The sequence below is a fragment of the Ruoffia tabacinasalis genome, assembly GCF_042652985.1.
GTDB classification, from domain to species: Bacteria; Bacillota; Bacilli; order Lactobacillales; family Aerococcaceae; genus Ruoffia; species Ruoffia tabacinasalis.
In genome coordinates, this window is the sequence record NZ_JBHSHQ010000050.1 from 14306 (window position 1) to 36061 (window position 21756).

The following is a 21756-nucleotide window of genomic DNA, read 5'->3' on the forward strand; positions in this document are numbered from 1 at the left end:
TAATATCGATGCGATATTATTAATACGGTACTTTTAGAAAAGAGATGAATGTATGAAAGAATTACCCATAGGCTTTATTGATTCAGGGTTTGGTGGTTTAACAGTTGTAAAGCAAAGTTTAAAACAACTACCCAATGAATCAATCATCTATCTAGGTGACAGTGCACGCGCACCATATGGGCCGAGATCATTACAAGAAGTTAAACGATATATATGGCAGTTGACGAATTTCTTACGCGAAAAAGGCATCAAAATGCTTGTCATTGCTTGTAATACAGGGACAGCAGCCGCGTTAGAAGAGATTCGAGCGACATTAGCTATTCCAGTGGTTGGTGTGATTCATTCTGGTTGTCGTACAGCCATTAAGAATACTACTGGTGGACAAGTTGGTGTTATTGGAACCCAAGGGACAATTAATAGTAATATGTACGAAGAAGTGATGCTTGAAAAAGCTGACTCACTTAATATTACGAGTATCGCTTGTCCTGAATTTGTTGAACTCGTAGAGTCTCAAAATATTGAAACGGACGAAGCTTTTGATATTATAAATCATCGATTAGAACCCTTAAAAGAGGCGAAAGTAGATAGCCTTGTTCTAGGATGTACACATTATCCCTTACTGATTGACAAGATTCAAAAGGTCATGGGACAAGAGGTGACTTTGATTGATTCTGGGGTTGAAACGATTAATGAAGTGAGTACATTACTTGATTACTTTAGTTTAAGTCGTACCGCAGAAGAAGCAGCACTCACACCAGCAACGCAAGCAATTTACACGACAGGCAATGCTTCGGAATTTGAAACATTCGCCCGTCAATGGTTAAAGCAACCCGAACTTAAAGTTCAAGAATGTGATATAAAAGGAGAGATTATCGTTGATCGTCATGATAGCTAGTCATAATCAAGGGAAAATCAAAGAGTTTAAAGAGATGTTCAAAAACACTGATATCGAAGTAAAATCATTATTAGATTACCCTGACGTTGAAGAAGTTGAAGAAACTGGAACAACATTTGAAGAAAATGCGCGTTTGAAAGCTGAAACAATTGCCAATGAATTACAGGTCATTGCTTTAGCGGATGACTCAGGCTTAGTTGTACCATCATTAAACGGCGAACCGGGTGTATATAGTGCAAGATACAGCGGGGAACCGAAAGATGATCAACGAAATAATCAAAAATTATTAACCGAGATGGCAAGTTTTGAAGGGGAAGACCGCCAAGCATACTTTCAATCGGTATTAGTGTTAGCATATCCAAATAATGAAAGTCTAGTGGTTGAAGGTAAAGCTTATGGTTATATTCTCAAAGAATTAAGTGGCGACGATGGATTTGGCTATGACCCATTATTTTATTATCCTGAGAATGAACAGACATTTGCTGAGATGCCTCTGACAGAAAAGAATAAAATTAGTCACAGAGCAAAGGCTATGCAAGAATTAAACAAAAAAATAGATACATGGATGAAGGAGCTGGATATTTATGAAAATGATGATATTAAGTGATAATCACGGACGTTGGAAAAAAGTATATGACATTGTTAAAGAAGTCAGACCAACAGTAGATTATATCTTCCATCTAGGAGATTCAGAATTTGAACAAGATGATTCAATTTGGGAATTAATCGATGGAGCGGTAGAAGGGAACATGGATGGTACTCATTATTATCCTATGGAACAAATTATCGATACACCTGAAGGTAAAGTATACTTAGTTCACGGACATGTTCAAAGTGTTAATCGGACAAACAGCGCGGTCATTGAATTAGCTAAAGAACGCGGAGCGAACTTTGCATTTCATGGTCACACTCATCAATTAAAGAGCGAATTGATTGATGATGAATTACTATTAGTTAATCCTGGTAGTTTAAATAATTCAAGAGGGATTCATCCATATAAAACATATGCGATTGTTAACGTATCTAAAGATGAATATGAAGTGACGTTCTATGATGAGGACATGAAGTTACTTGAAGAATTAACACACACCTATCCAAGATAAGAAAAATGCGATGAGCTTAAAAACTCATCGCATTTTTTATTATGTTTCGTCGTAAACGGAACTTGGAATTTTGAAATCTTGTTCTTGTAAGGCAAATAAAAATTCACGGTAGAAAATACTGGTATGCATATAATCTTCACCTGTTGCGACTGTAAAAGCAATCCGGTAGTTGAAAGTTTGATCAACCCCACGAACGAAACCAACAATCGAAGGTTCATCACGCATGACGTCATTGTATTTTTCATAAATCATTTGAGTAATTTCTTCCATTTCTGCTTCAAATGTTTTGAATTCTGTTTCGTCAGCTACAGGAATTTCAATTGTAACTTGTCGCGTACTACGGCTTTTATTGTTAATCGTTGTAATTAAGCTATTGGGAACATAAAACTTATCCCCACTTGCCGCTTGCAGTGTTGTTGTACGTATACCAACATCCTCAATTGTACCGGTGATTTCTTCCGCTGGAATTTCCACAAAATCTCCCACTTCAAAGTGATTCTCAAAGATTATGAAGAAACCATTAATCATATCATTAATGAGATCCTGTGCACCAAGACCAATCGCAACCCCAGCAATCCCAGCACCAGCTAATAGCGTTCCAACAGGAAAGCCTAAAGCAGTGAGTAGATAATAAATAAATAGGAAGTATAAGATATACATTGAAAAGTTACGAAGTAAAGTATTAATTGTCTTAATTCGTTGTGGTGATTGCTTCCCTCTAATATTAATACGTCCTGCAGGGTTCGCATCAAAGAATGATTCAACTAAGTATTTCACGACTAAAAAAATAACCGTGATTATGATTAAACGGAATAATATTGTTCCAAAATAAATAATATTCTCAGATGTTTCTTCTGGCATAAAATCCCTTAGAATTGCCTCTAAGTTTAATTGTCCGATTGCCAATTTATCACGCTCCTTTACTAAAATATAACAGAATTATCATGAATTAAATAGTTTTTTGCATGATTAGAAAGATACTTCAAAAATATTTTATAAAAAAATTCACTTAATAAGTATCCAATTATTTGTACAATATCCTTAAAAATGATATATTTATCCTATAAGAACAGGGAAGGAGTGAGTTAGAAGTATGACAATAGGAGAATTAGCTGGAATTATTGCAGCGCTTGCATTTGTGGTATTAGTTGTATTTATTTGTTTAAATTTATCAAAATTATCACAAATTTTAAAAGATGTAAACGAAACGGTGGCAAAACTAAATACTACTATTGATGTCGTGACAAAAGACGTAGATAATCTATCAATCGAAGTTGAGGGGTTATTGAACAAAGCGAACACATTAGTAGACGACGTAAATGGTAAATTAAGCAAAACAGACCCACTATTTGTTGCTATTGGAGATTTAGGTACTTCGGTATCTGATTTAAATGATTCAACTAAAAATATGACTTCAAATTTATTGAAAGGTGTAGGAAAGAAACGCAAATCACCGATTGAAAAATTTGTAAATTCAGCTAAGGGAGTAGCACGCAAACGACCATCAGCTGGAGAAGCGGCGCCGTCACCAAGAACAGAAACGTCGAATCAACCGGTGACTAAACCAAAACCACCTGTACCAACGGTAGATTCATTAGAGAAAGAATTATATGAATCAGAATTATTTGATATTAAACATAAACCAGCTTCAAAGACAGCTGGAGAAATAACAATAAAAAACTAAAAGAATGATAATAGAAAGGATGATTTGAATGAGTAAAAATGGAGGATTTTTCTTAGGAGCATTATTTGGCGCTTCAGTAGCAGGGATTGCTGCTTTATTATACGCACCAAAATCAGGGAAAGAATTACGTCGTGATATTGCCGTTGAAGTTGACCAGTTTTTAGATAGCGCTGGTGAATATACTGACTATGCAGTAGAACGCGGTGTTGAATTATATGATGCTGCCTATGAAACAACTGAAGATATTAAAGTAAATCTAAAAGATTCAGCGGATCAATTTAAATCTCAATTTGATGATATTCGTCAAGAAGCAACAACAGAATGGGATCGTGTAAAAAGCGATATGAAAGATTCAAAAGATGAATTAAGTAAAGATGCACAAAAATTAAAAGAAGATGCAGAAGACTTAGGAGATACTATCACTGTTGAAGCAAAAGATTTAGCAGATGATGTTAGTGACTCAACACAACACGTAAAAGCTTCAACTGAAGACGCAGTTGATACCGTGAAAAATGAAGTAAATAAATAATAAATTAGCAATGTGAATGATACATTAATTTAATGTATTATTCACATTTTTTTATTGACATTTTCATGAAAATATAGGAACATGGAGTCTTGGGTATATTTATATCATTTTCATAAAAACATTGCTGAAATCGTAATTCACTGGAAATAAAACGCTTGCAATAAAAAATGAATTGTGATAAATTTACAACAAGTAGATACTTATTTGAAAGAAGGTTAGCCCTATGGAAAAACAAACAATTACAATATATGATGTCGCTCGTGAAGCAGGGGTTTCTATGGCAACGGTATCTCGTGTTGTCAATGGTAATCCGAATGTTAAACCTAGTACACGCAAAAAGGTTTCAGAGGTTATTGAAAGATTAGATTATCGACCAAATGCCGTAGCTCGTGGTTTAGCAAGTAAAAAAACGACGACAGTTGGAGTTATTTTACCGAGTGTAACGAATTTATTCTTCTCATCTTTAGCTCGAGGAATAGACGATATTGCGTCAATGTACAAATATAACATTATCTTAGCAAACTCTGATGAGAGTCAAGAGAAGGAAGTACAAGTATTTAATACTTTACTTGCGAATCAAGTAGATGGAATTATCTTTATGGGACAAAATGTTTCAGAGTCTATTCGTAAAGAAATCGATCGTACATCAACACCCGTTGTTTTTGCTGGTACTTTAGTTGACAACCCTGAATATTATAGTGTGAATATTGATCACACGGTTGCTACAAAAGAAATCACAGCAGAATTATTAGAACATGGACGTCGCGTTGTTTTAGTGACAGATGAGCCAGAATTATTAACGTCTCAACACCGTTTAGAAGGATTTAAAGCTGCATATGAAGAAAAAGGTGTAGAGTTTGATGAAGATTTAGTTATCCAACAAGCACTAAGATATACAGATGCAGATAAAGTGTTAGAAGAACTACAAACGCTTAAAGCTGATAGTGTTATCGTTAAAGAAGATACATTTGCTGCGGCATTAATGAACGCTGCTTTAGACGCAGGCTTTAAAGTACCTGAAGACTTAGAAGTGATTACAAGTGATAATTCAATCGTTACTGAAATTGTACGTCCAAAATTAACAAGTATCCAACAACCATTATACGATATTGGAGCGGTTGCGATGCGTCTGTTAACTAAAATTATGAGTAATGAAGAAGTTGAAGAGAAACAAGTGATCTTACCGTATAAGATCAAACACCGTGGTTCAACATTGCACAAAGATTAAATAGTAATGAAAAAAATCCCGCTAAATTGTTTAATTAACAGTTAAGTGGGATTAATTCATTTGCTTGTATATTATATAAGGTGAATCAAATAAAATTGACTATGACAGCCTAATTGTCTTCATATTAGATAAAAGGTTAAATAATTAAAATCACCCTTAAATAGGGCATTAAGTCGTTAAAACGGACTATAATACTTAAGAAAAACAATAATAAAAAGACACTGAGAAAACTACTAGTAAAGTAGCCCTCAGTGCCTTTTTGATAATTAACCTTCCGGTGTCGATTCTGCCGGTTGTTCCTCATCACTTGAGTCATTATTTTCATCTGGATTCTCTGTTGTTTCATCTTCATTAGATTCATCCTGATTACTTTCATCGCCTTCGTTACTTTCATCACTTTCTTGAGATGATTGTTGTTGCTGCTGTTGCTGCCTTCTTTGTTGTTCTTGAGTTGAACGAACATTATTCCAGAATCGAGCAAGATCTTCTTCAGTAGATCCTAACATAAAGTCAAAGGTTAACTCAGGGGCAGGGTTAGAAACCTTGAATAATTCCGTCTTCGTCGGTCCTGTTAATTGATATGTATTACCATTGTATGTAAAACTACCAGGTAGAGTTCCTGTTTGTTCTAGAACGGTTTGTTCACGAACAGAATCAGGTTGAGCAAAGGTTTCTTCCGTTCCAAAAATTTCAGGACGGAGTCCATATAAATCATTCACAATACGTGACCAATAAATTTGACTACGAACACTTTCGCGGTCAAAACCATCATTCACATCAATCGTATAATCAGCATATCTTGAATCATATCCAATCCAAGATCCAATCGTAATCGATGGGGTAGAAGCAATGAACCAAATATCTTTAGAGTTTTCACTAATACCTGATTTTGCAATCCAATCTCCTGGGACATTCATGTATTCATTCGCTGTACGTCCTGTACCTTCGGTCATAGTGTCTCGTAACATGTCAACCATGATATAGTTTGTATCTTCCGAGAATACACGTGTCGGAGATTCGTTTTGTTGGAATACAACATTACCAAAAGCATCCTCGATACGTTCAATATAGTGACCGTCTACGTACTCTCCACCGTTAGCAAACGTTGAGAAAGCACGTGTTTCTTCTAGAACAGTAGGACCAGTAGTCACACCACCTAGAGAAAAGGCTAAGTTGTTTGTATCTTCTTCGGTATATGAGTCAATAGTATTGAAGCCCATACGCTCTAGATAATCAATCACAGGAATACCTTGAGAACGTAATTCGTCATAAATACGAACCGCAGGTATATTATCTGATCTTAATAGGGCAGTTCGAGCGGTCATTAATGTATCACTCACAACACTACCATAGTTCGTTGGTGCCCAAGTTGAACCATCTTCATAAGTTTCTACAAAAGCTGTATCCGGAATAACTGTAGAAGGGTTAATGATATTGTTCTCCACCGCAGGTCCATAAACGGCCATCGGTTTAATGGTTGAACCTGGTGAGCGACGCATTTGGAATGCGTGGTCAATTTGGTTATTCTCAAAATCAGTTCCCGCTACGAATCCAAGGACCGCACCAGTATTGTTATCAATTGCAACTAAACCAGTTTGAACTTCTTCAACATAATATGTTTCCACACCAGTCTCAGGGTCAGTGTAGACACCATCATAAACGGCACCAAGCTGATCCTCATAGGCTCTAGCTGATTCTTGTAGTTGGTCATAAATTTCTTTATCGATCGTAGAATATACACGGTAACCACCAGTACGTAACTGTTCTTCAGCTGCAAAGTAATATTCATTGTACCATTCATCATCGCTATAGACTTGCTTCCATGAGTATCCATCATCATGAATATTTAATAGCATAAGTTCTTCAATGGCACCATTCATAACCGCTTGATATAAGTATGATTGACGTATTTCTTCACGTGGCTCTGGTTGTAAGAAGTCTTGAGTAATATCATAAGCAATGGCTGTTTCATACTCATCTTTTGTGATTTTCTCTTCACGATACATACGATATAAAACTTCGTTCATCCGTTCGATACCAAATTGAAGAGATTCTTCATCACGAATTTCTCCATTTTGGTCGTAAGGAGTATATGTATAAGGGTCTTGGGGAAGTCCGACTAAGAATGCTGCTTGATTTAAAGAAACATCCTCTGGTGCTACACCAAAGATACCCTCAGCTGCTTTAACAATACCAGCCACATTATCTCCGTTATTATTTCTACCAAAAGGAGATACGTTTAAGTAAGCTGTTAATATTTCTTCTTTAGAAAAATAGTTTTCTAATCTTAAAGCTAATAGAATTTCATTCGCTTTTCTAAAGAAAGTTACATCATTGGTTAGCATTTGTTGCTTAACTAATTGCTGAGTCAGCGTTGACCCCCCTGTACCTGAACCTGTTAAGAAAGTTTGAAGTACAGCACGAAGCAATGCTTTTGGAACAATTCCCGGATGTTCTGCAAAATATTCATCCTCAGTTGCAATAAAACCGTCGACAATATAATTAGAAATATCGTTCAGATTCGCAACAGAACGAACAATATCTGTTCGGACATTGGCAATTGGGTTTCCGTCAGCATAGTATAATGTACTTTGTTGTTCTAGACGATTAATCTGTTCCGCCATCTCGCGTTCAGTAGGAGGGGGCGTATTTGCTACTAGATTCGCAAAGAATCCGATACCAGTACCACCAACAAGTGCTCCTGCTAAGACGATAATAATAATTAAATACATAATTAATCGTTTAATTACATTGAAAGTAACGTTAATTCCGAAAAACGTTTTGTCTTTTAATGAAAAGTTTTTTAGTGAATATTTGTCTTTTTTCTTTTGGCGTTTTTGTGTTTTTGGATCAACTGCTTCTTCTTCAGTTTCAGCATCAAAGTTCGTACTTGCAGCAACTCCGCCGGCTAATGCCGCAGTCCCAGCGGGATTTTCAATGCTTTGACCTAAGGGAGCGGCTGATACGGTTTCATCATCAGGGTTGAACACATGAATTGAATCCATTGAATCAGCCCAGTGTTCATCTGATTGACTTTCAGATTGCTCAGCGTCATCTATCTTAGCTTGCTTTTCAACATCATTAAAGTCATTTGTTCGGATTTGAGACTCAGAATCAGGTACATTTGCCTCACCCTCAAGTGGAGTAGGGTCAATCACTTGAGGGTGAGGCATTACTGGAACAATTGGTTTGTTCTCAGTATCCTTAGAATCCTCATGATTGTCGTTTGTTGAAGCTGACGGTGACTTAATTGTTTGATACGAATCTTCAATTTCTTTGTCCGAACTCATACCTTCAAGTTGTGCAATTCTTTCTTTACGACGTCGTTCCCGTTCAGCTAATAATCGATCAGGACTTGGGAGATCAGAAGCCGCATTGTGTGTTGAGTTATTATTATTCAAAGGCTCTTCTTTATTATCTTCTGTATCAGATAATGAAAAGACTGGCTTATAGGCACTTTTATCTGAATAAAGCTGATCATTGAGTTCTGATTCTCTGCGTTCTCTTACAATATTTCGTTTGATTGCATCATCTCTTAACGGAATGTTGCTTGTGTTAAGAGAGGCTCTTTTGGCTCGTTCATTTAAATCTCGGCTTTTCGCTGATTTAATATCTGAATAAGTAGAAGAGGGCGCTTCATTTGTTTCGCTAAATAACTTTTGAACCCGTTTAATTGACCGGTTTATCATTAAACTTGATTTATTCGGATCGAATTTATTATCGGGTGATGTATTTTCTTTATTAAAGTCCGAGTTAGAAGAGCTTTCCTTCCGAATATCAGAATAGCGTTCTTGTTGTTCCTCTTGAAAATCATCATAAAAGTTATCCCACTTATTAGAAGAGGGATGGTTATTTGATTCATTAGTATCTTCAGACGGAACTTTACGATTTGAGTGGCTATCTTCAATAGGCTCGTCAAATGAAATATCAAAAAACTTACTATCATTAGAATTATTTTTTGAATTTTTATCAGTCATTGATTCACCATCTTCCTTTTAAAATTTATTATTAAGCCGTTTCGGTATTCTCTAAAGATTCTCCAATGGCTTCTAAGCGGTTTTGCCATTCAGAAGTTGAAAGATTATGCTCGCTTACAAAACGATTGCGCGGATGACGACGGCATTCTGGTGAACATCCACGGACATATTTTACTTCATTTTCTTCTGAACTTAATATTTGTTTATTACAATCTGGGTTTGCACAGTTTACATAACGTTCACAAGGCGTGCCGTCATAGTAATCTTTACCAACAACTGTTGGTGATACGCGGTTAATTGGTACTGAGATACGTTCATCAAAGACGTACATTTGACCTTCCCATAGATCACCTTGAGTTTCTGGGTCTTTACCGTATGTGTCAATTCCACCTTCTAATTGGCCAACTTCTGTCGTAATACCTTCGCGAAGCATCCAACCAGAGAATTTCTCACAACGAACGCCACCTGTACAATAAACAACGACTTTTTTGTCCATGAATTTCTCTTTGTTGTTTACTACCCATTCAGGTAATTCACGGAAGTTACGAATTTCAGGGCGGATCGCACCTTTAAAGTGACCTAAGTCATATTCATAATCATTACGTGTATCTAATACAATGGTATCTTCGTCTTCAAGCGCTTCACGGAATTCTTTTGGTTTTAAATGTTTACCAGTTGTTGTTAGTGGATCGATGTCATCTTCTAAGCTTAACGAAACGATTTCTTCACGTACACGCACAAACATTTTACTATGAGCGTAGTCATCAGCAGGATCTTCTTTGAACCATACGTCCTCAAAGCCTGGAAGAGAATGTAAAAATTCTTTATATTTCTCTGTCTGTTCGATTGTACCAGAAACTGTTCCGTTAATACCTTCAGTTCCAACTAAAATACGTCCTTTTAGGCCAGTTTTTTTACAAAAAGCTAAATGCTCTTCTCTAAACTGGTCAGGATCATCAATTGTCTCGTATTTATAGTATAATAACACCTTAAATTCTTTCTTCATTATTTTTCCTCCTTGTAGTTGCATACTACAGTTTTCTGAATATATATTATACTATTAAATCAAGAATGGTAACAGGTTTTAGCTAAAATTCATATAAATGTAATAGAAAAATCATATTATAGATGTGAATTATTATCTAAATTGCTATAATGTTATTTAGATAATAATAAATAAATCACAAAGATGGTGAATTTTATGCTGAAAAATGTATTGTTAATTACAAATCCAGTTGCAGGAAAAGGACTTGGAGAAAAGTATGCTCAAAAATTAAAAGATGTTCTTGAGGACTATCATCAATCAAACGTTGAGATAAAAATTACTGAAGAAGAATTCGATGCAACAAAATGGAGTAAAAATGCAACAAAAGAGGGATTTGACACAGTCATTTGCTTAGGTGGCGATGGTACGGTATCAGAAACGGTAAATGGAATTATTGAAGCTCAAGATAAGCCGGTATTTGGCTTTGTTCCAATGGGGACGGTTAATGATTTAGGCCGTGCATTGGGATATAAAATGAACCCAGAAAAAGCGATTGAAGACTTTAAAACTGTTTCGATCGATAAATTAGATGTCGGAAAAGTAAACGATCGCGTGTTTATAAATGTGATTGCATTAGGACCGATTGCGGAGCAAGTAATGACGACAGATTCAGATGATAAGAATCGTTTTGGAGTTCTTGCTTATGTTCGAGACGGGATGAAGGCTTTCTTTACCGATAAAGGTTATGAAGTTCGAGTGACAGCTTCAGATGGGACTACCACAGAAATTAAAACAAACTTACTATTTGTTGGTTTAACGAATAGTATTGGTGGTGTTGAATTTATGATTCCAGGAGCCAACTACAACGACGGTAAAGGTTACTTATCAGTAATTAAAGGACATACACCTATCAATACGATTCGAGCAGGACTTGAGGTTGGGTTATCAAATATAGATGCAGATAATATCTTCAGATTATCTGACACGAAATTCAAAATTGAGTCAATCAATAATGAATCAATTACTACTAATGTTGACGGGGATAACGGTCCAGAATTACCATTAGAGATTGAGATTTTGAGTCAAGCGATTGACGTTTTAATTACAGGCGAAAGCTAAAAAGCATATTGTGAGCAATATATTTGAAAATACGTTATAATTGTATTAGTGAGCGTTAAGGTCAACAAGGAAAGAGGGAATTAACGTGAGTGCAGAAAACGTAACAGCAAGTGAACGTAAGATTATCGAGCGTGAACTAAGAAGAGGTACTAGCAAATCCCGTATCGCAACAATATTAGATGTTGATTACGAAAAAGGACTTGTTAAGATTGAGAGTGTAAAGGATAAAATTCGTCCTGAAGTTGGTAATCAGATCGAGTTTAAATTCAGAGATAGTAAGATGACCGGAATAATTATCAAACTATTAACTAATAGTGCCGTTGTTGAGATATATTGGAGTAAATCTGATATTACGATGCGTGATATTTGCGAAGACCGTACAATTGTAAACTTCAAAGATATTGAATCGTTTGTATCGCTTCCAGAGCAAGCGGAAGACGAAGATGTTATGTTCGAATATGAAGAAGTAAAGACGACAAATTAATAAAGGCATGCCTTGAATATCGTCAGGCATGTTTTTAATTTATTTCTTTAAGATTTAGATAGAGTATAAGTAAAGAGGCCATCCATTTATTTTGGAAGGCCTCTTTATTTACGCTTGGAATAATTGTGCTAATTCGTCTTGAGCAAGTTGGTAATACTCCTTTTCCTGTTCTGTAAGAATGTCAATCATCTCATTTTCTAAGCCGAATTGTAATAATGTATAGTTTAACCATTTTTGTGGATCTGAAATAGCATCATTATAAAAAGGATAAAAAACCATCGCATGCAAATTGAACAATTCTAAAATTTGTTTAGCAAAATGTGGATCCGTTTGTGAGAAATAATCCTCGATAATCCGTGTGCCTTTTTGATAAAAGTCGGTACTCGTATAAGGCTTTAACTGGTCTGTTTGGATATGCTTCTCTACATTTAGCCACGTATAGTCAATGTCTAAAGACTCACCATTAATAATTATATAATGTAAGATGTCATTTTTAATAAAATTCAAAAGATTTTCATCATTTAGAAGTGCTTTCAGAAGAGGTAAGTTCTTGTCTAAATCAGTTTGATAAATAAGTTTTAATTTAGATAAGACTTCGAAATATGACTTTTCTAGTAACTGTTGCGCATATGTCTCAACTCTTTCATCCGTTGTTAAAGCATTTATTTCTTGTTTAACATTTAATAAATCCGAAATAGTTGCGATGGCTTTATTCAATTCAGTTGTCGCAGTTGAGCTTTGAATTAAATCTCTTAATTGATATAATTTATTTAAACTTTCGCTCGTAGGGCTTATAACTGGAAGAGATTGGGCATACAAACTTGTAAGTTCTGCGGATTGTGAGATAAAATCCAATGTAAATTGGTCCTGTTCCCATAATTTAGTTAGCTGTTCTTGCTTGTTAAAAGCAATATATAATTTAACTAATTCAGTAAAAACGAGTGGGTTAGATTCAAGATTATAACTATTTTCTAAGTAATGAATCGCTTTATTGAATTGGTTGTTTTCTAGCGCGTTGCTTGCTTTTCTATAATAATTTTCAGCATTATTAGGCATTGGTGTGATATCAGTCATAGTCAGTTCCTTTCATAAAAAGAATAAGAGGTTAAAAATGATAAAAATAAGTACAGATGCTGCATTTAATCCTAAAACTCAAGAGTCCGGCATCGGAATCCAAATCAACCATGGTCAACAACAAGAATTAATTAAGATACATATATCTGAAGTAATGGATAACCATGTGGCCGAGTTTTTAGCATTAATCGGTGCTTTAAATTATGTTAAAACACATCTTGATATCAATCAGATTATCATGTATCAGTCAGATAGTAAAATTGTAATCCAATCCATAGAGAAAAAATTCGCTAAAAATAAAGAATACAAAAAGTTACTCGATTATATATTAAAGATAATTAATGATTCACCCACATTTTTTGCCAATTGGATTCCAGAAGCTCAAAATCGCGGCGCAGATTCTTTAGCTAGGCAAGCTTTAAGAAAAGAAGGGAAGATAGCAAAAGATTTAAAATATTCCGAGTTAGAATTAGAGCAACTATAAAAAAAGCTTGTTGATTTGGCAAGATGCCAGTCAACAAGCTTTTTGTTAATCTACAATGGTATGAGTTACTTTGTTCCCCAATACTGGTAATAGGTCACCTTCAACGGTCCATTATATAATTTACGTTTTTTAGTCGCTTTCTTACCGTAAAATTCTTCGAATTTGTCATCACTTGTGATGATATATTTACTCCAAGTTGGCATTGTTTCATATAATTCACCCATTTGGCGGTAAATATTTTGAACATCTTCTTCAGATAACATACGATCCCCATATGGAGGATTAGAGATTAGGATCCCGTAATCAGTTGTTGGGCGATAATCAGATAATTGCATTTGTTTGAACTCGATGGAGTCACCCACACCTGCTTCACGCGCATTTTCCTTCGAAATTTCAATCATACGTCCGTCAACATCAGTACCGTAGATTTGTAATTCTTTATCGTAATCAGCCGCTTCTTTGGCTTCTTGACGCGTCTTGTCCCAGATGTCCGTATGTTCATTCATTAAGTCCCATTTTTCACCAGCAAATTCACGTTTCAAACCAGGGGCAATGTTATGTCCCATTAAAGCTGCTTCAATAAGAATCGTACCTGAACCACAAGTTGGGTCATATAAAGGACGGTCATCATGCCAAGTTGTTAACATAACTAGCGCTGCTGCCATATTTTCCTTCATTGGAGCCGTTCCTTTATGTTCACGGTATCCACGTTTGAATAAACTTGAACCACTTGTATCTAAAGTTAACATGACGTGATCTTTTCTAATAGCTACTTCAATCGGGTAGAGCGCACCTGTTTCTGGTAAGTCAGTACGACGATGGTAGAAGTCCATCAGACGTTTACTAATTGCTTTTTTGACGATACGTTGCACATTAGGAACACTGTGTAATGTTGATTTGATTGATTTTCCACTTACTGGAAATTCTGCATCCATCGGAAGAATATCTTCCCAAGGTAAGTCATACGTTTGATTGAATAAATCGTCAAATGTTTTCGTATCAAATTCACCAAAGATTATCTTTACGCGATCTGCAGTACGTAACCAAAGGTTAGCGTAGGCAATATCTTTTGCAGTTCCGTCAAAACGAACCAGTCCATTTTCAGTTTGAGTTTCGTAACCGAATGATTTTAATTCTCGAGCAACAAGGGCTTCAATTCCAGCCGCTGCAGTTGCTAATAACGAATAAGTTTTCATAATTTTCACTCCAATATTATTTACGCTTTAAGTTTACATAAAAAAAGACTCTGATTCCAGAGTCAATTAAATAATCCTATGAATAAGTAAATTTCTATAAGCCATGTCCTGTCATTATCTCTAGCATAGGAACTAGGGATAATGGATAATCATCTATCTACGATAATAATATCGTTCTCTTCTTTTGTTCATTTACTACTCGAAGAAATGCCCCTACCAATGTTTGGGTTGCTCGCTCGAGGGGTTTACCGCGTTCCAATCTTATAGTTTCCTATAAGCGTCGTCTCTGTGGCACTTTACAAATTACTAAATCATAGCCGAAGCCTTAGATAGTTCTTTCGCCGTTAACCTAATAGGGTACCTTAACTTATTTTTTCGTTAAGCACGAACACTACAAGCATCTCAGCTTGTGCGAGCATGGACTTTCCTCAGTTAATTTAATAACCGCGATTATCCGAAATTTACTCAGTCATTTATTAATATTTTGTTGCTTTAGAGTAATCGATCGTATTGTCCGTGTTGTCAATTTTCGAACCGAAAACATGCTTCTCTAAATTAGATAAGCGTTTTAAGATATCAAAGTTTGTCACGCCGCTCCCTGGAGAGTTTGGTGTACTTTTCTTAGCTAAAGCAAGTTGTTTAGTTAATTCATCCACTTTACTGATGAGACGTTCGTTTTCATTTTTTAAATAAACAACGTCTTTTTGGAAAGAATCATAATCTCTGATGATACTATCTAAATATTCATCAACTTCAGCAGTATTGTATCCACGAACAGATTTATTAAACTCTTTTTGCAAAATATCTTTTGCTGTTAAGTTTTTTTCTGCCATTATATTCACCTCGTATATTATATATTTTTATTAGAATGGCACTTTAGATTAATCACATTATAAGTTTACTATGACTTTGAATAAATATCAAAGTAAAACTCTAAAGTAGCGATTTTGTTAAGTTTAAATACTAAATTTCATTTATTATGCCATGAAATTAGTCAAATTGCTAATCCATTATAATGCGCTAAGTCTTGAATAACAAGGGTAAAATGATAATTTCACAAAATATATTTACATAGCGAGAAAAAAACAAATAATTTGAATGTCATATTATAAGCTTGGTGCTTGTTAATTAAATTGAATTATCTTAGAAAATCAGTCATAATATGTAATGATTAAATAGGTGGTGTATGAATGAATAGAGCAAATATATTAAATGTGTTTGAACAACTTATTGAGGAGTCTTATTTTCATTGTGAATGGGCTATTGAATGGCAGGAGCGAGAGAATGAGATTGAGTTAATATTCCAAATGAATTTAGAAAATCCGAATAATCTTTCTTTTAGAGATAACTATGACAACATCAGCCATCAAACTGACCTCGTATATAATGTAAAAATTATGATTTACAAGGATGGTTATAAACGCTTCAGTGATAAAGATTACATTGTGTCAATTCCAGTGAATAGTGAGCGTGGAATTGATTACGGAAGATGTTTAGCAATTGTTAAATACTTAAAAAATTTAACGTCTTCTGTTGATGTCAAGTGGCTTGATTTTCTTTCAGAAACGGATGCGGAAGAATTTTCATTGAAATGGAAATGGAGTGACTTTGAAGCGATCCAAAACCGCTTAATTGAAAGCAATCGCTATAGTAAAACGCCCATTTATTTTCCACATCATGAAGATATTAATTAAGGAGTGTTGAATATGGATAAAGTATGGAAAGAAATAAAAGTAACATTAGATTCCTTGCAAACAGTGGATATTGATTTAGTCAATTACTATTTAAATGAAGCGGGTGCAGTAGGCAATGAAATTAAATATGCGCAAGGATATTTAGAAAATCATCCGAATTTGTTTGGTGAAATTCCAGAAGAACTACCTGAAGATTACTTAAATCATCCCGTCGAAGTGATTGGTTATTATGAATCTGAGATTGATTTAGAAAAACTTGAAGAACAATTAAAAACTGTCGGAACTGTTGATTTTAAGATTGAAGTGGCTGATTTAGAAACTGAAAATTGGCATGAAAATTGGATGCAATATTATAAACCAGAGCGGATTTCTCGCTTCTTATCGATTGTGCCTGAATGGCAAGATAACTATGAAGCTGCACCGTTTGAACAAGTCATTTTTATGGATCCTGGCGTTGCTTTTGGAACAGGGAATCACCCGACAACCCGCCTAAGTGCTCAAGCACTTGAGATGGTTATGCAAGGGGGAGAAACCGTTCTTGATGTTGGAACTGGGACCGGTATCTTAAGTTTTATTGCTTCAGTTTTTGGAGCTAAAGAAGTGTTAGGGATGGACTTTGATCCGCAAGCAGTGAATGCTGCCATTAATAACTTAAATGCACAAAAGAATAATGAGATGATTAATCAATTAATCGACGCGCAAAAAATTCGCTTTATTGAAAACGATTTACTAAAAGGAATTGAACAGCAAGCGGATGTCATTGTCGCGAATATTTTGCCGCATATTTTAGTGGATTTATTCTCTGATGCTCATAAATTACTGAATGATAATGGGTATTTGATTTTAGGCGGTATTTTAAATGAGAAAGCGTCGTTTATTGAAGAAGCAATTGAAACCCACAACTTTAAAATCTATCAAAAAACTCAGATGAGAGAATGGGTTAATTATATTGTAATTAAGGGAGATATGGATTAATGCAGCGTTATTTTTCAAATGAAGCCTTAGAAGTCAACCAACAGATCCAGCTAGAAAAAGATGATAATCACCACATTGTTCGAGTGATGCGAGGTAAAGTGGATGATGAAGTTATTATCGTTGATTCAACAAATATCGCATATAAAGCAAAAATTGAAATAATCGAAGATAACGTAGCAAACTTACGTATTATAAATGCTTTAGAAAACCAACAAACTGAATTACCCATTCAAGTAACCATTGCCTGTGGTTTATCAAAGAATGATAAGATTGATTTAATTGTTCAAAAGGCAACCGAATGCGGAATGAATGAATTTATCCCTTTGGCATTGGAAAGAGATGTTGTAAAGTGGAAAGGTAATAAAATTAGTAACCGAATCGAACGACTGGAACGCATTAGTAAAGAAGCAGCAGAACAATGCCACCGTAATGTGATCCCAGAGATAAGTCATTTATCAACAATTGATACTTTGCAAAAAGAAGCCGGTAATTATAAGCATAAATTAATTGCTTATGAGGAGACAGCTAAGAAAGGTCAACACGGCCAACTTAAGGAAACCTTGAAAGAAGTTCAAGCAGGGGATAATTTAATCATCGTCTTTGGTTCTGAGGGCGGTTTAACAGAGTTAGAAGTAGCCAAATTGAAAGAAGTAGGGTATATTGAATGTAGTTTAGGTCCACGGATTTTAAGAGCCGAAACGGCACCTATATACGCTTTAAGCGCAATGAGTTATCATTTAGAAGTATAGAAAGAGGAGATAGAATGGAATTAGCAAAATATATTGACCACACATTATTAAAAGCAGATGCAACTGAGGAACAAATTGAAAAATTATGCCAAGAAGCAGCAGAATATAATTTTAAATCAGTTTGTATTAACCCAGCATTTGTTGCAAAATCAAAAGAATTATTAAAAGACTCAGATAGCTTAGTTTGTACGGTTATTGGTTTTCCTTTAGGCGCAAATGCGACGGAAGTGAAAGTTTTTGAAGCACAACAAGCTGTCAAAGATGGCGCAGATGAGATTGATATGGTTATCAATATTTCACGTGCTAAAGACGGAGACTGGGCTTATGTTCTAGAAGAAATCAAAGCAGTTGTTGGAGCGGTTGATGAGTCAATTACAACCAAAGTAATCATTGAAACGTCTTTATTGACAGATGACGAGAAACGTAAAGCATCAGAAGTCGTTAAAGAATCTGGAGCAGACTTTGTTAAGACTTCAACTGGATTCTCTACTGGAGGAGCGACGCTAGTGGATGTTAAATTAATGCGTGAAGCCGTAGGTCCAGATTTAGGTGTTAAAGCAAGTGGTGGCGTAAGTAATTATGATGAAGCAATCGCTATGATTGAAGCTGGAGCAACTCGTATTGGAGCTTCAAAAGGAATCGCAATTGTATCAGGAACACCATCGACATCTAATGATGACTATTAAGCTAATTTAAAACACAAATAAAGGCTGTGCTAAACAAAGGCACAGTCTTTTGTTATAATGAAATACAAAGAAAAAAACACAATATTGTTAAATGAGTATAATTAGGTTATAATTGCGCTTATATTTTAAGAAGTGAGGTGAATAAATTTGCAAGGACAAGATTTTTCAGCACAAGAGGTAATTGATTTATGTGCGAAGTACATGAATGACAGTAGTTTGGAGTTTATTCAGCGTGCGCTTGATTATGCAACGGAAGCTCATAAAGACCAATTTCGCTTATCCGGTGAACCTTATATTATTCACCCAATTCAAGTAGCAGGTATTTTGGCAGAGTTACAATTAGATCCTTCAACAGTCGCTACAGGTTTTTTACATGATGTTGTTGAAGATACGGATCGAACATTGGAAGATATCCGGAATGAATTTAGTGACGTCGTTGCATTTTTAGTTGACGGAGTTACTAAACTAGGTAAATTGAAATTCCAAAGTAAACAAGAGGCTTTGGCCGAAAACCATCGAAAAATGTTACTCGCAATGAGTAAAGATTTACGAGTAATTATCGTAAAATTAGCCGATAGATTACATAATATGCGAACGATGAAATTTCAGCGTAAAGAAAAGCAGATCGAGAAATCACAAGAAGCTATTGATATTTATGCACCGTTAGCTGATCGCTTAGGGATTAGCTCCATTAAGTGGGAACTTGAAGACATTGCATTGCGTTATGTTAATTCAGAATACTACTATTCAATTGTGAATCAGATGGACACGAAGCGTACGGAACGCGAGAATTTCATTCAAGAAACAATTGATGAGATTAAAGTTGCGGTTGAAGAGTTAGAGATTGAAGCAGATATTTCAGGAAGACCGAAACATATTTATTCCATTTATCGTAAGATGGTGGACCAAAGAAAAGAATTTGATGATATTTATGACTTATTAGCTATTCGTGTCATTGTTGATTCAATTAAAGATTGTTACGCTGTATTGGGAGCTGTGCATACGCAGTGGAAGCCAATGCCTGGCAGATTTAAAGATTATATCGCCATGCCAAAAGCGAATATGTATCAATCGATTCATACGACCGTCATAGGAGCGAGTGGCAAACCCGTTGAAATTCAGATTAGAACTAAACAAATGCATATGGTTGCTGAATATGGGGTGGCAGCTCATTGGGCTTATAAAGAAGGTAAGACAAGTAAGGTTGATGAAGAAGATAGTATCAATAAACAAATGACATGGTTCCGCGATTTAGTTGAACTACAAGATGATGCTAAAGATGCTAGTGAATTTATGGATTTTGTTAAAGAGGACTTATTTAAAGATCAAGTCTATGTATTTACACCAAACGGTGAAGTGATGGAACTTCCAACAGGGTCTGGCCCGATTGACTTTGCTTATCACATTCACTCTGAGATTGGGAACAAGACGATTGGGGCTAAAGTTAATGGAAGAATTGTCGCCTTAGATTATAAATTGAAAAACGGCGACATTGTTAACATTTTAACCAATTCAAATTCGAATGGTCCAAGTCGTGATTGGTTGAAGTTTACCAATACGAGTAAAGCCCGTAACCGAATCAAACGCTTCTTTAAACTACAAGACCTTGAAGAGAATAGTGAACTTGGCGAAAGTATCTTAGAAAAAGAACTGAAAGAAATTGGCCACTCACTAAAAGTATTAAATAATAAAAAAGTCGAAGCCAGTTTATTAGAGCGCTTTAACTTTAATACTTTAACGGATTTATTTGCTTCTATTGGATTAGGTGAGGTAAGTGTGTCAACGATAATTAACTTCTTAGATTTAAAACAAGAAAAAGCTGAAGAAGAAGTGCTTGATAATGACACAACTATTTCAAAAGAGGCTTCAAATCGTCAACGACACCGAACAGTCCATGAGAGTGGGGTTGTCGTTGAAGGTGCTGATAATTTAATGATTCGCTTAAGTAAATGTTGTAATCCAGTTCCTGGAGATGAAATTGTTGGATATATTACCCGTGGACGAGGGATTTCAGTTCACCGTAAAGATTGCCCTAATTTGTTAGCAGAAACGGAATTAAACGATCGATTAATTGATGTTAAATGGGATCAAGAATTCCAACCAACCGAAGAATATATCACAGAATTATTCATTATTGGTTTTGATCGAGCAGGCCTAATTAATGATGTTCTGCATGTTGTCAGCCATACAGTGAAAAGTTTACTAAGTGTTAACGGGAAACGAGATAAAAATAGTACCGCTACAGTATCACTTAAAGTGGCTGTTTCGAATACGATGCAGTTAGATGATTTAATTAATAAATTGAAAAATATACCAGATGTCTATGAAGTAAAACGTGTGACGGGATAATATTCTTTATTCAATGGCTATTGAAAGTTCAAAAGAAAGGTTGTTATGATGCGAGTTTTAATTCAAAGAAGTTTAGAGAGTCATGTTAAAGTCGACGGCGAAATTATCGGACAAATAGACCGAGGCTACGTATTATTAGTTGGCGTGACGCATGAGGATACTCAAGAAGATGTTGTTTACTTAGCTAGAAAAGTAGCCAATATGCGACTTTTTGAAGATGGGGACAGTAAAGTTAACCTTTCTTTATCAGATGTTGGTGGAGATATTCTATCGATTAGCCAATTTACCTTATATGGCAATACAAAAAAAGGGAACCGGCCAAGTTTTACCAATGCAGCGAAGCCTGATATGGCAAACGCATTGTATGAAGGTTTTAACCAAGCCTTGCGAGAGTACGGCTACAAAGTTGAAGTCGGAAAGTTTGGTGCTGATATGAAAGTATCGATTCTAAACGATGGTCCGGTAACAATTCTCTTAGATTCAAAGAATAGAAGTTTATAAATCAATAAAAATGACGCTATCACGTTGAATGTGATAGCGTCATT

21 protein-coding genes and 1 other RNA gene are annotated in these 21756 nt (G+C 35.4%); 15 read left to right on the forward strand and 7 right to left on the reverse strand.

Annotation, left to right across the window (positions count from 1 at the left end):
• Positions 1 to 52 precede the first annotated feature (52 nt).
• Genes racE through ACFO5Y_RS08580 form a run of 3 tightly spaced genes read left to right on the forward strand, consistent with a single transcriptional unit; the run spans position 53 to position 1998 of the window.
• Positions 53 to 895 (forward strand): glutamate racemase, encoded by an 843-nt coding sequence (racE, locus tag ACFO5Y_RS08570; RefSeq protein WP_197103977.1) that lies wholly within the window; start codon positions 53 to 55, stop codon positions 893 to 895.
• Positions 885 to 1502 carry an XTP/dITP diphosphatase gene (locus ACFO5Y_RS08575; protein ID WP_231606843.1) on the forward strand — a complete coding sequence of 206 codons (618 nt, stop codon included), beginning with the start codon at positions 885 to 887 and terminating at the stop codon, positions 1500 to 1502. The genes racE and ACFO5Y_RS08575 overlap by 11 nt, the downstream gene beginning before the upstream one ends.
• Entirely contained in the window at positions 1480 to 1998 is a 519-nt protein-coding gene (locus tag ACFO5Y_RS08580; RefSeq protein ID WP_197103979.1) for a YfcE family phosphodiesterase, read from the forward strand. Before ACFO5Y_RS08575 ends, ACFO5Y_RS08580 begins: the two co-directional genes overlap by 23 nt.
• A gap of 39 nt (positions 1999 to 2037) precedes the next feature.
• On the opposite strand, the gene ACFO5Y_RS08585 is transcribed toward ACFO5Y_RS08580, so the two are convergent.
• The gene (locus ACFO5Y_RS08585; RefSeq protein WP_197103980.1) at positions 2038 to 2904 is read right to left on the reverse strand and encodes a mechanosensitive ion channel family protein; all 867 of its coding nucleotides are present in this window, start codon (positions 2902 to 2904) and stop codon (positions 2038 to 2040) included.
• A gap of 187 nt (positions 2905 to 3091) precedes the next feature.
• On the opposite strand from ACFO5Y_RS08585, the gene ACFO5Y_RS08590 reads away from it, so the two are divergent.
• The 3 genes from ACFO5Y_RS08590 to ccpA all read left to right on the forward strand — a co-directional run bounded on the left by ACFO5Y_RS08590 (position 3092) and on the right by ccpA (position 5439).
• Positions 3092 to 3682 carry a DUF948 domain-containing protein gene (locus ACFO5Y_RS08590; RefSeq protein WP_197103981.1) on the forward strand — a complete coding sequence of 197 codons (591 nt, stop codon included), beginning with the start codon at positions 3092 to 3094 and terminating at the stop codon, positions 3680 to 3682.
• Between the two features lie 28 nt (positions 3683 to 3710).
• A complete protein-coding gene (locus ACFO5Y_RS08595) occupies positions 3711 to 4211 on the forward strand; it encodes a YtxH domain-containing protein (RefSeq protein ID WP_138403956.1) in 501 nt (166 codons plus the stop codon).
• Between the two features lie 223 nt (positions 4212 to 4434).
• Positions 4435 to 5439: a catabolite control protein A gene (gene ccpA / locus ACFO5Y_RS08600; protein WP_197103982.1), complete on the forward strand. Its 1005-nt coding sequence runs from the start codon at positions 4435 to 4437 to the stop codon at positions 5437 to 5439.
• A gap of 266 nt (positions 5440 to 5705) precedes the next feature.
• Here ccpA and ACFO5Y_RS08605 read toward each other — a convergent pair whose 3' ends face one another.
• Together ACFO5Y_RS08605 and trhO are read right to left on the reverse strand one after the other, a co-directional pair.
• Complete coding sequence (locus tag ACFO5Y_RS08605; protein WP_231606840.1) at positions 5706 to 9416, reverse strand: transglycosylase domain-containing protein; 3711 nt, start codon at positions 9414 to 9416, stop codon at positions 5706 to 5708.
• 31 nt (positions 9417 to 9447) lie between these two features.
• Positions 9448 to 10422 carry an oxygen-dependent tRNA uridine(34) hydroxylase TrhO gene (trhO, locus tag ACFO5Y_RS08610; RefSeq protein WP_197103983.1) on the reverse strand — a complete coding sequence of 325 codons (975 nt, stop codon included), beginning with the start codon at positions 10420 to 10422 and terminating at the stop codon, positions 9448 to 9450.
• A gap of 195 nt (positions 10423 to 10617) precedes the next feature.
• Here trhO and ACFO5Y_RS08615 point away from each other — a divergent pair, with 195 nt between their 5' ends.
• Complete coding sequence (locus tag ACFO5Y_RS08615; protein WP_197103984.1) at positions 10618 to 11520, forward strand: diacylglycerol/lipid kinase family protein; 903 nt, start codon at positions 10618 to 10620, stop codon at positions 11518 to 11520.
• 85 nt (positions 11521 to 11605) lie between these two features.
• The gene (locus ACFO5Y_RS08620; RefSeq protein WP_197103985.1) at positions 11606 to 12004 is read left to right on the forward strand and encodes a DUF2187 family protein; all 399 of its coding nucleotides are present in this window, start codon (positions 11606 to 11608) and stop codon (positions 12002 to 12004) included.
• Positions 12005 to 12112: 108 nt separating this feature from the next.
• Here ACFO5Y_RS08620 and ACFO5Y_RS08625 read toward each other — a convergent pair whose 3' ends face one another.
• Entirely contained in the window at positions 12113 to 13078 is a 966-nt protein-coding gene (locus tag ACFO5Y_RS08625) for a hypothetical protein (protein WP_197103986.1), read from the reverse strand.
• A 37-nt stretch (positions 13079 to 13115) separates the two neighbouring features.
• Between ACFO5Y_RS08625 and ACFO5Y_RS08630 the strand changes: the two genes are divergently transcribed.
• The gene (locus ACFO5Y_RS08630; RefSeq protein ID WP_197103987.1) at positions 13116 to 13562 is read left to right on the forward strand and encodes a ribonuclease HI family protein; all 447 of its coding nucleotides are present in this window, start codon (positions 13116 to 13118) and stop codon (positions 13560 to 13562) included.
• Between the two features lie 65 nt (positions 13563 to 13627).
• Here ACFO5Y_RS08630 and ACFO5Y_RS08635 read toward each other — a convergent pair whose 3' ends face one another.
• The 3 genes from ACFO5Y_RS08635 to gpsB form a co-directional block, all read right to left on the reverse strand.
• The gene (locus tag ACFO5Y_RS08635; RefSeq protein ID WP_197103988.1) at positions 13628 to 14758 is read right to left on the reverse strand and encodes a THUMP domain-containing class I SAM-dependent RNA methyltransferase; all 1131 of its coding nucleotides are present in this window, start codon (positions 14756 to 14758) and stop codon (positions 13628 to 13630) included.
• Positions 14759 to 14850: 92 nt separating this feature from the next.
• Positions 14851 to 15220, reverse strand: an RNA gene (gene rnpB / locus ACFO5Y_RS08640) — RNase P RNA component class B.
• 14 nt (positions 15221 to 15234) lie between these two features.
• Positions 15235 to 15591: a cell division regulator GpsB gene (gene gpsB, locus ACFO5Y_RS08645; RefSeq protein WP_138403948.1), complete on the reverse strand. Its 357-nt coding sequence runs from the start codon at positions 15589 to 15591 to the stop codon at positions 15235 to 15237.
• A 357-nt stretch (positions 15592 to 15948) separates the two neighbouring features.
• On the opposite strand from gpsB, the gene ACFO5Y_RS08650 reads away from it, so the two are divergent.
• The 6 genes from ACFO5Y_RS08650 (at position 15949) to dtd (ending at position 21712) form a co-directional block, all read left to right on the forward strand.
• On the forward strand, positions 15949 to 16452 hold the full coding sequence (locus ACFO5Y_RS08650; protein WP_197103989.1) for a DUF3013 family protein: 504 nt from the start codon (positions 15949 to 15951) through the stop codon (positions 16450 to 16452).
• 12 nt (positions 16453 to 16464) lie between these two features.
• The gene (gene prmA / locus ACFO5Y_RS08655) at positions 16465 to 17427 is read left to right on the forward strand and encodes a 50S ribosomal protein L11 methyltransferase (protein WP_197103990.1); all 963 of its coding nucleotides are present in this window, start codon (positions 16465 to 16467) and stop codon (positions 17425 to 17427) included.
• Entirely contained in the window at positions 17427 to 18176 is a 750-nt protein-coding gene (locus ACFO5Y_RS08660) for a 16S rRNA (uracil(1498)-N(3))-methyltransferase (RefSeq protein WP_197103991.1), read from the forward strand. Before prmA ends, ACFO5Y_RS08660 begins: the two co-directional genes overlap by 1 nt.
• 14 nt (positions 18177 to 18190) lie before the next feature.
• Positions 18191 to 18862: a deoxyribose-phosphate aldolase gene (deoC, locus tag ACFO5Y_RS08665; protein WP_197103992.1), complete on the forward strand. Its 672-nt coding sequence runs from the start codon at positions 18191 to 18193 to the stop codon at positions 18860 to 18862.
• A gap of 201 nt (positions 18863 to 19063) precedes the next feature.
• Entirely contained in the window at positions 19064 to 21211 is a 2148-nt protein-coding gene (locus ACFO5Y_RS08670; RefSeq protein ID WP_197104040.1) for a RelA/SpoT family protein, read from the forward strand.
• A gap of 48 nt (positions 21212 to 21259) precedes the next feature.
• Positions 21260 to 21712, forward strand: a complete 453-nt coding sequence (gene dtd, locus ACFO5Y_RS08675; protein ID WP_197104041.1) for a D-aminoacyl-tRNA deacylase — start codon at positions 21260 to 21262, stop codon at positions 21710 to 21712.
• Positions 21713 to 21756 lie beyond the last annotated feature (44 nt).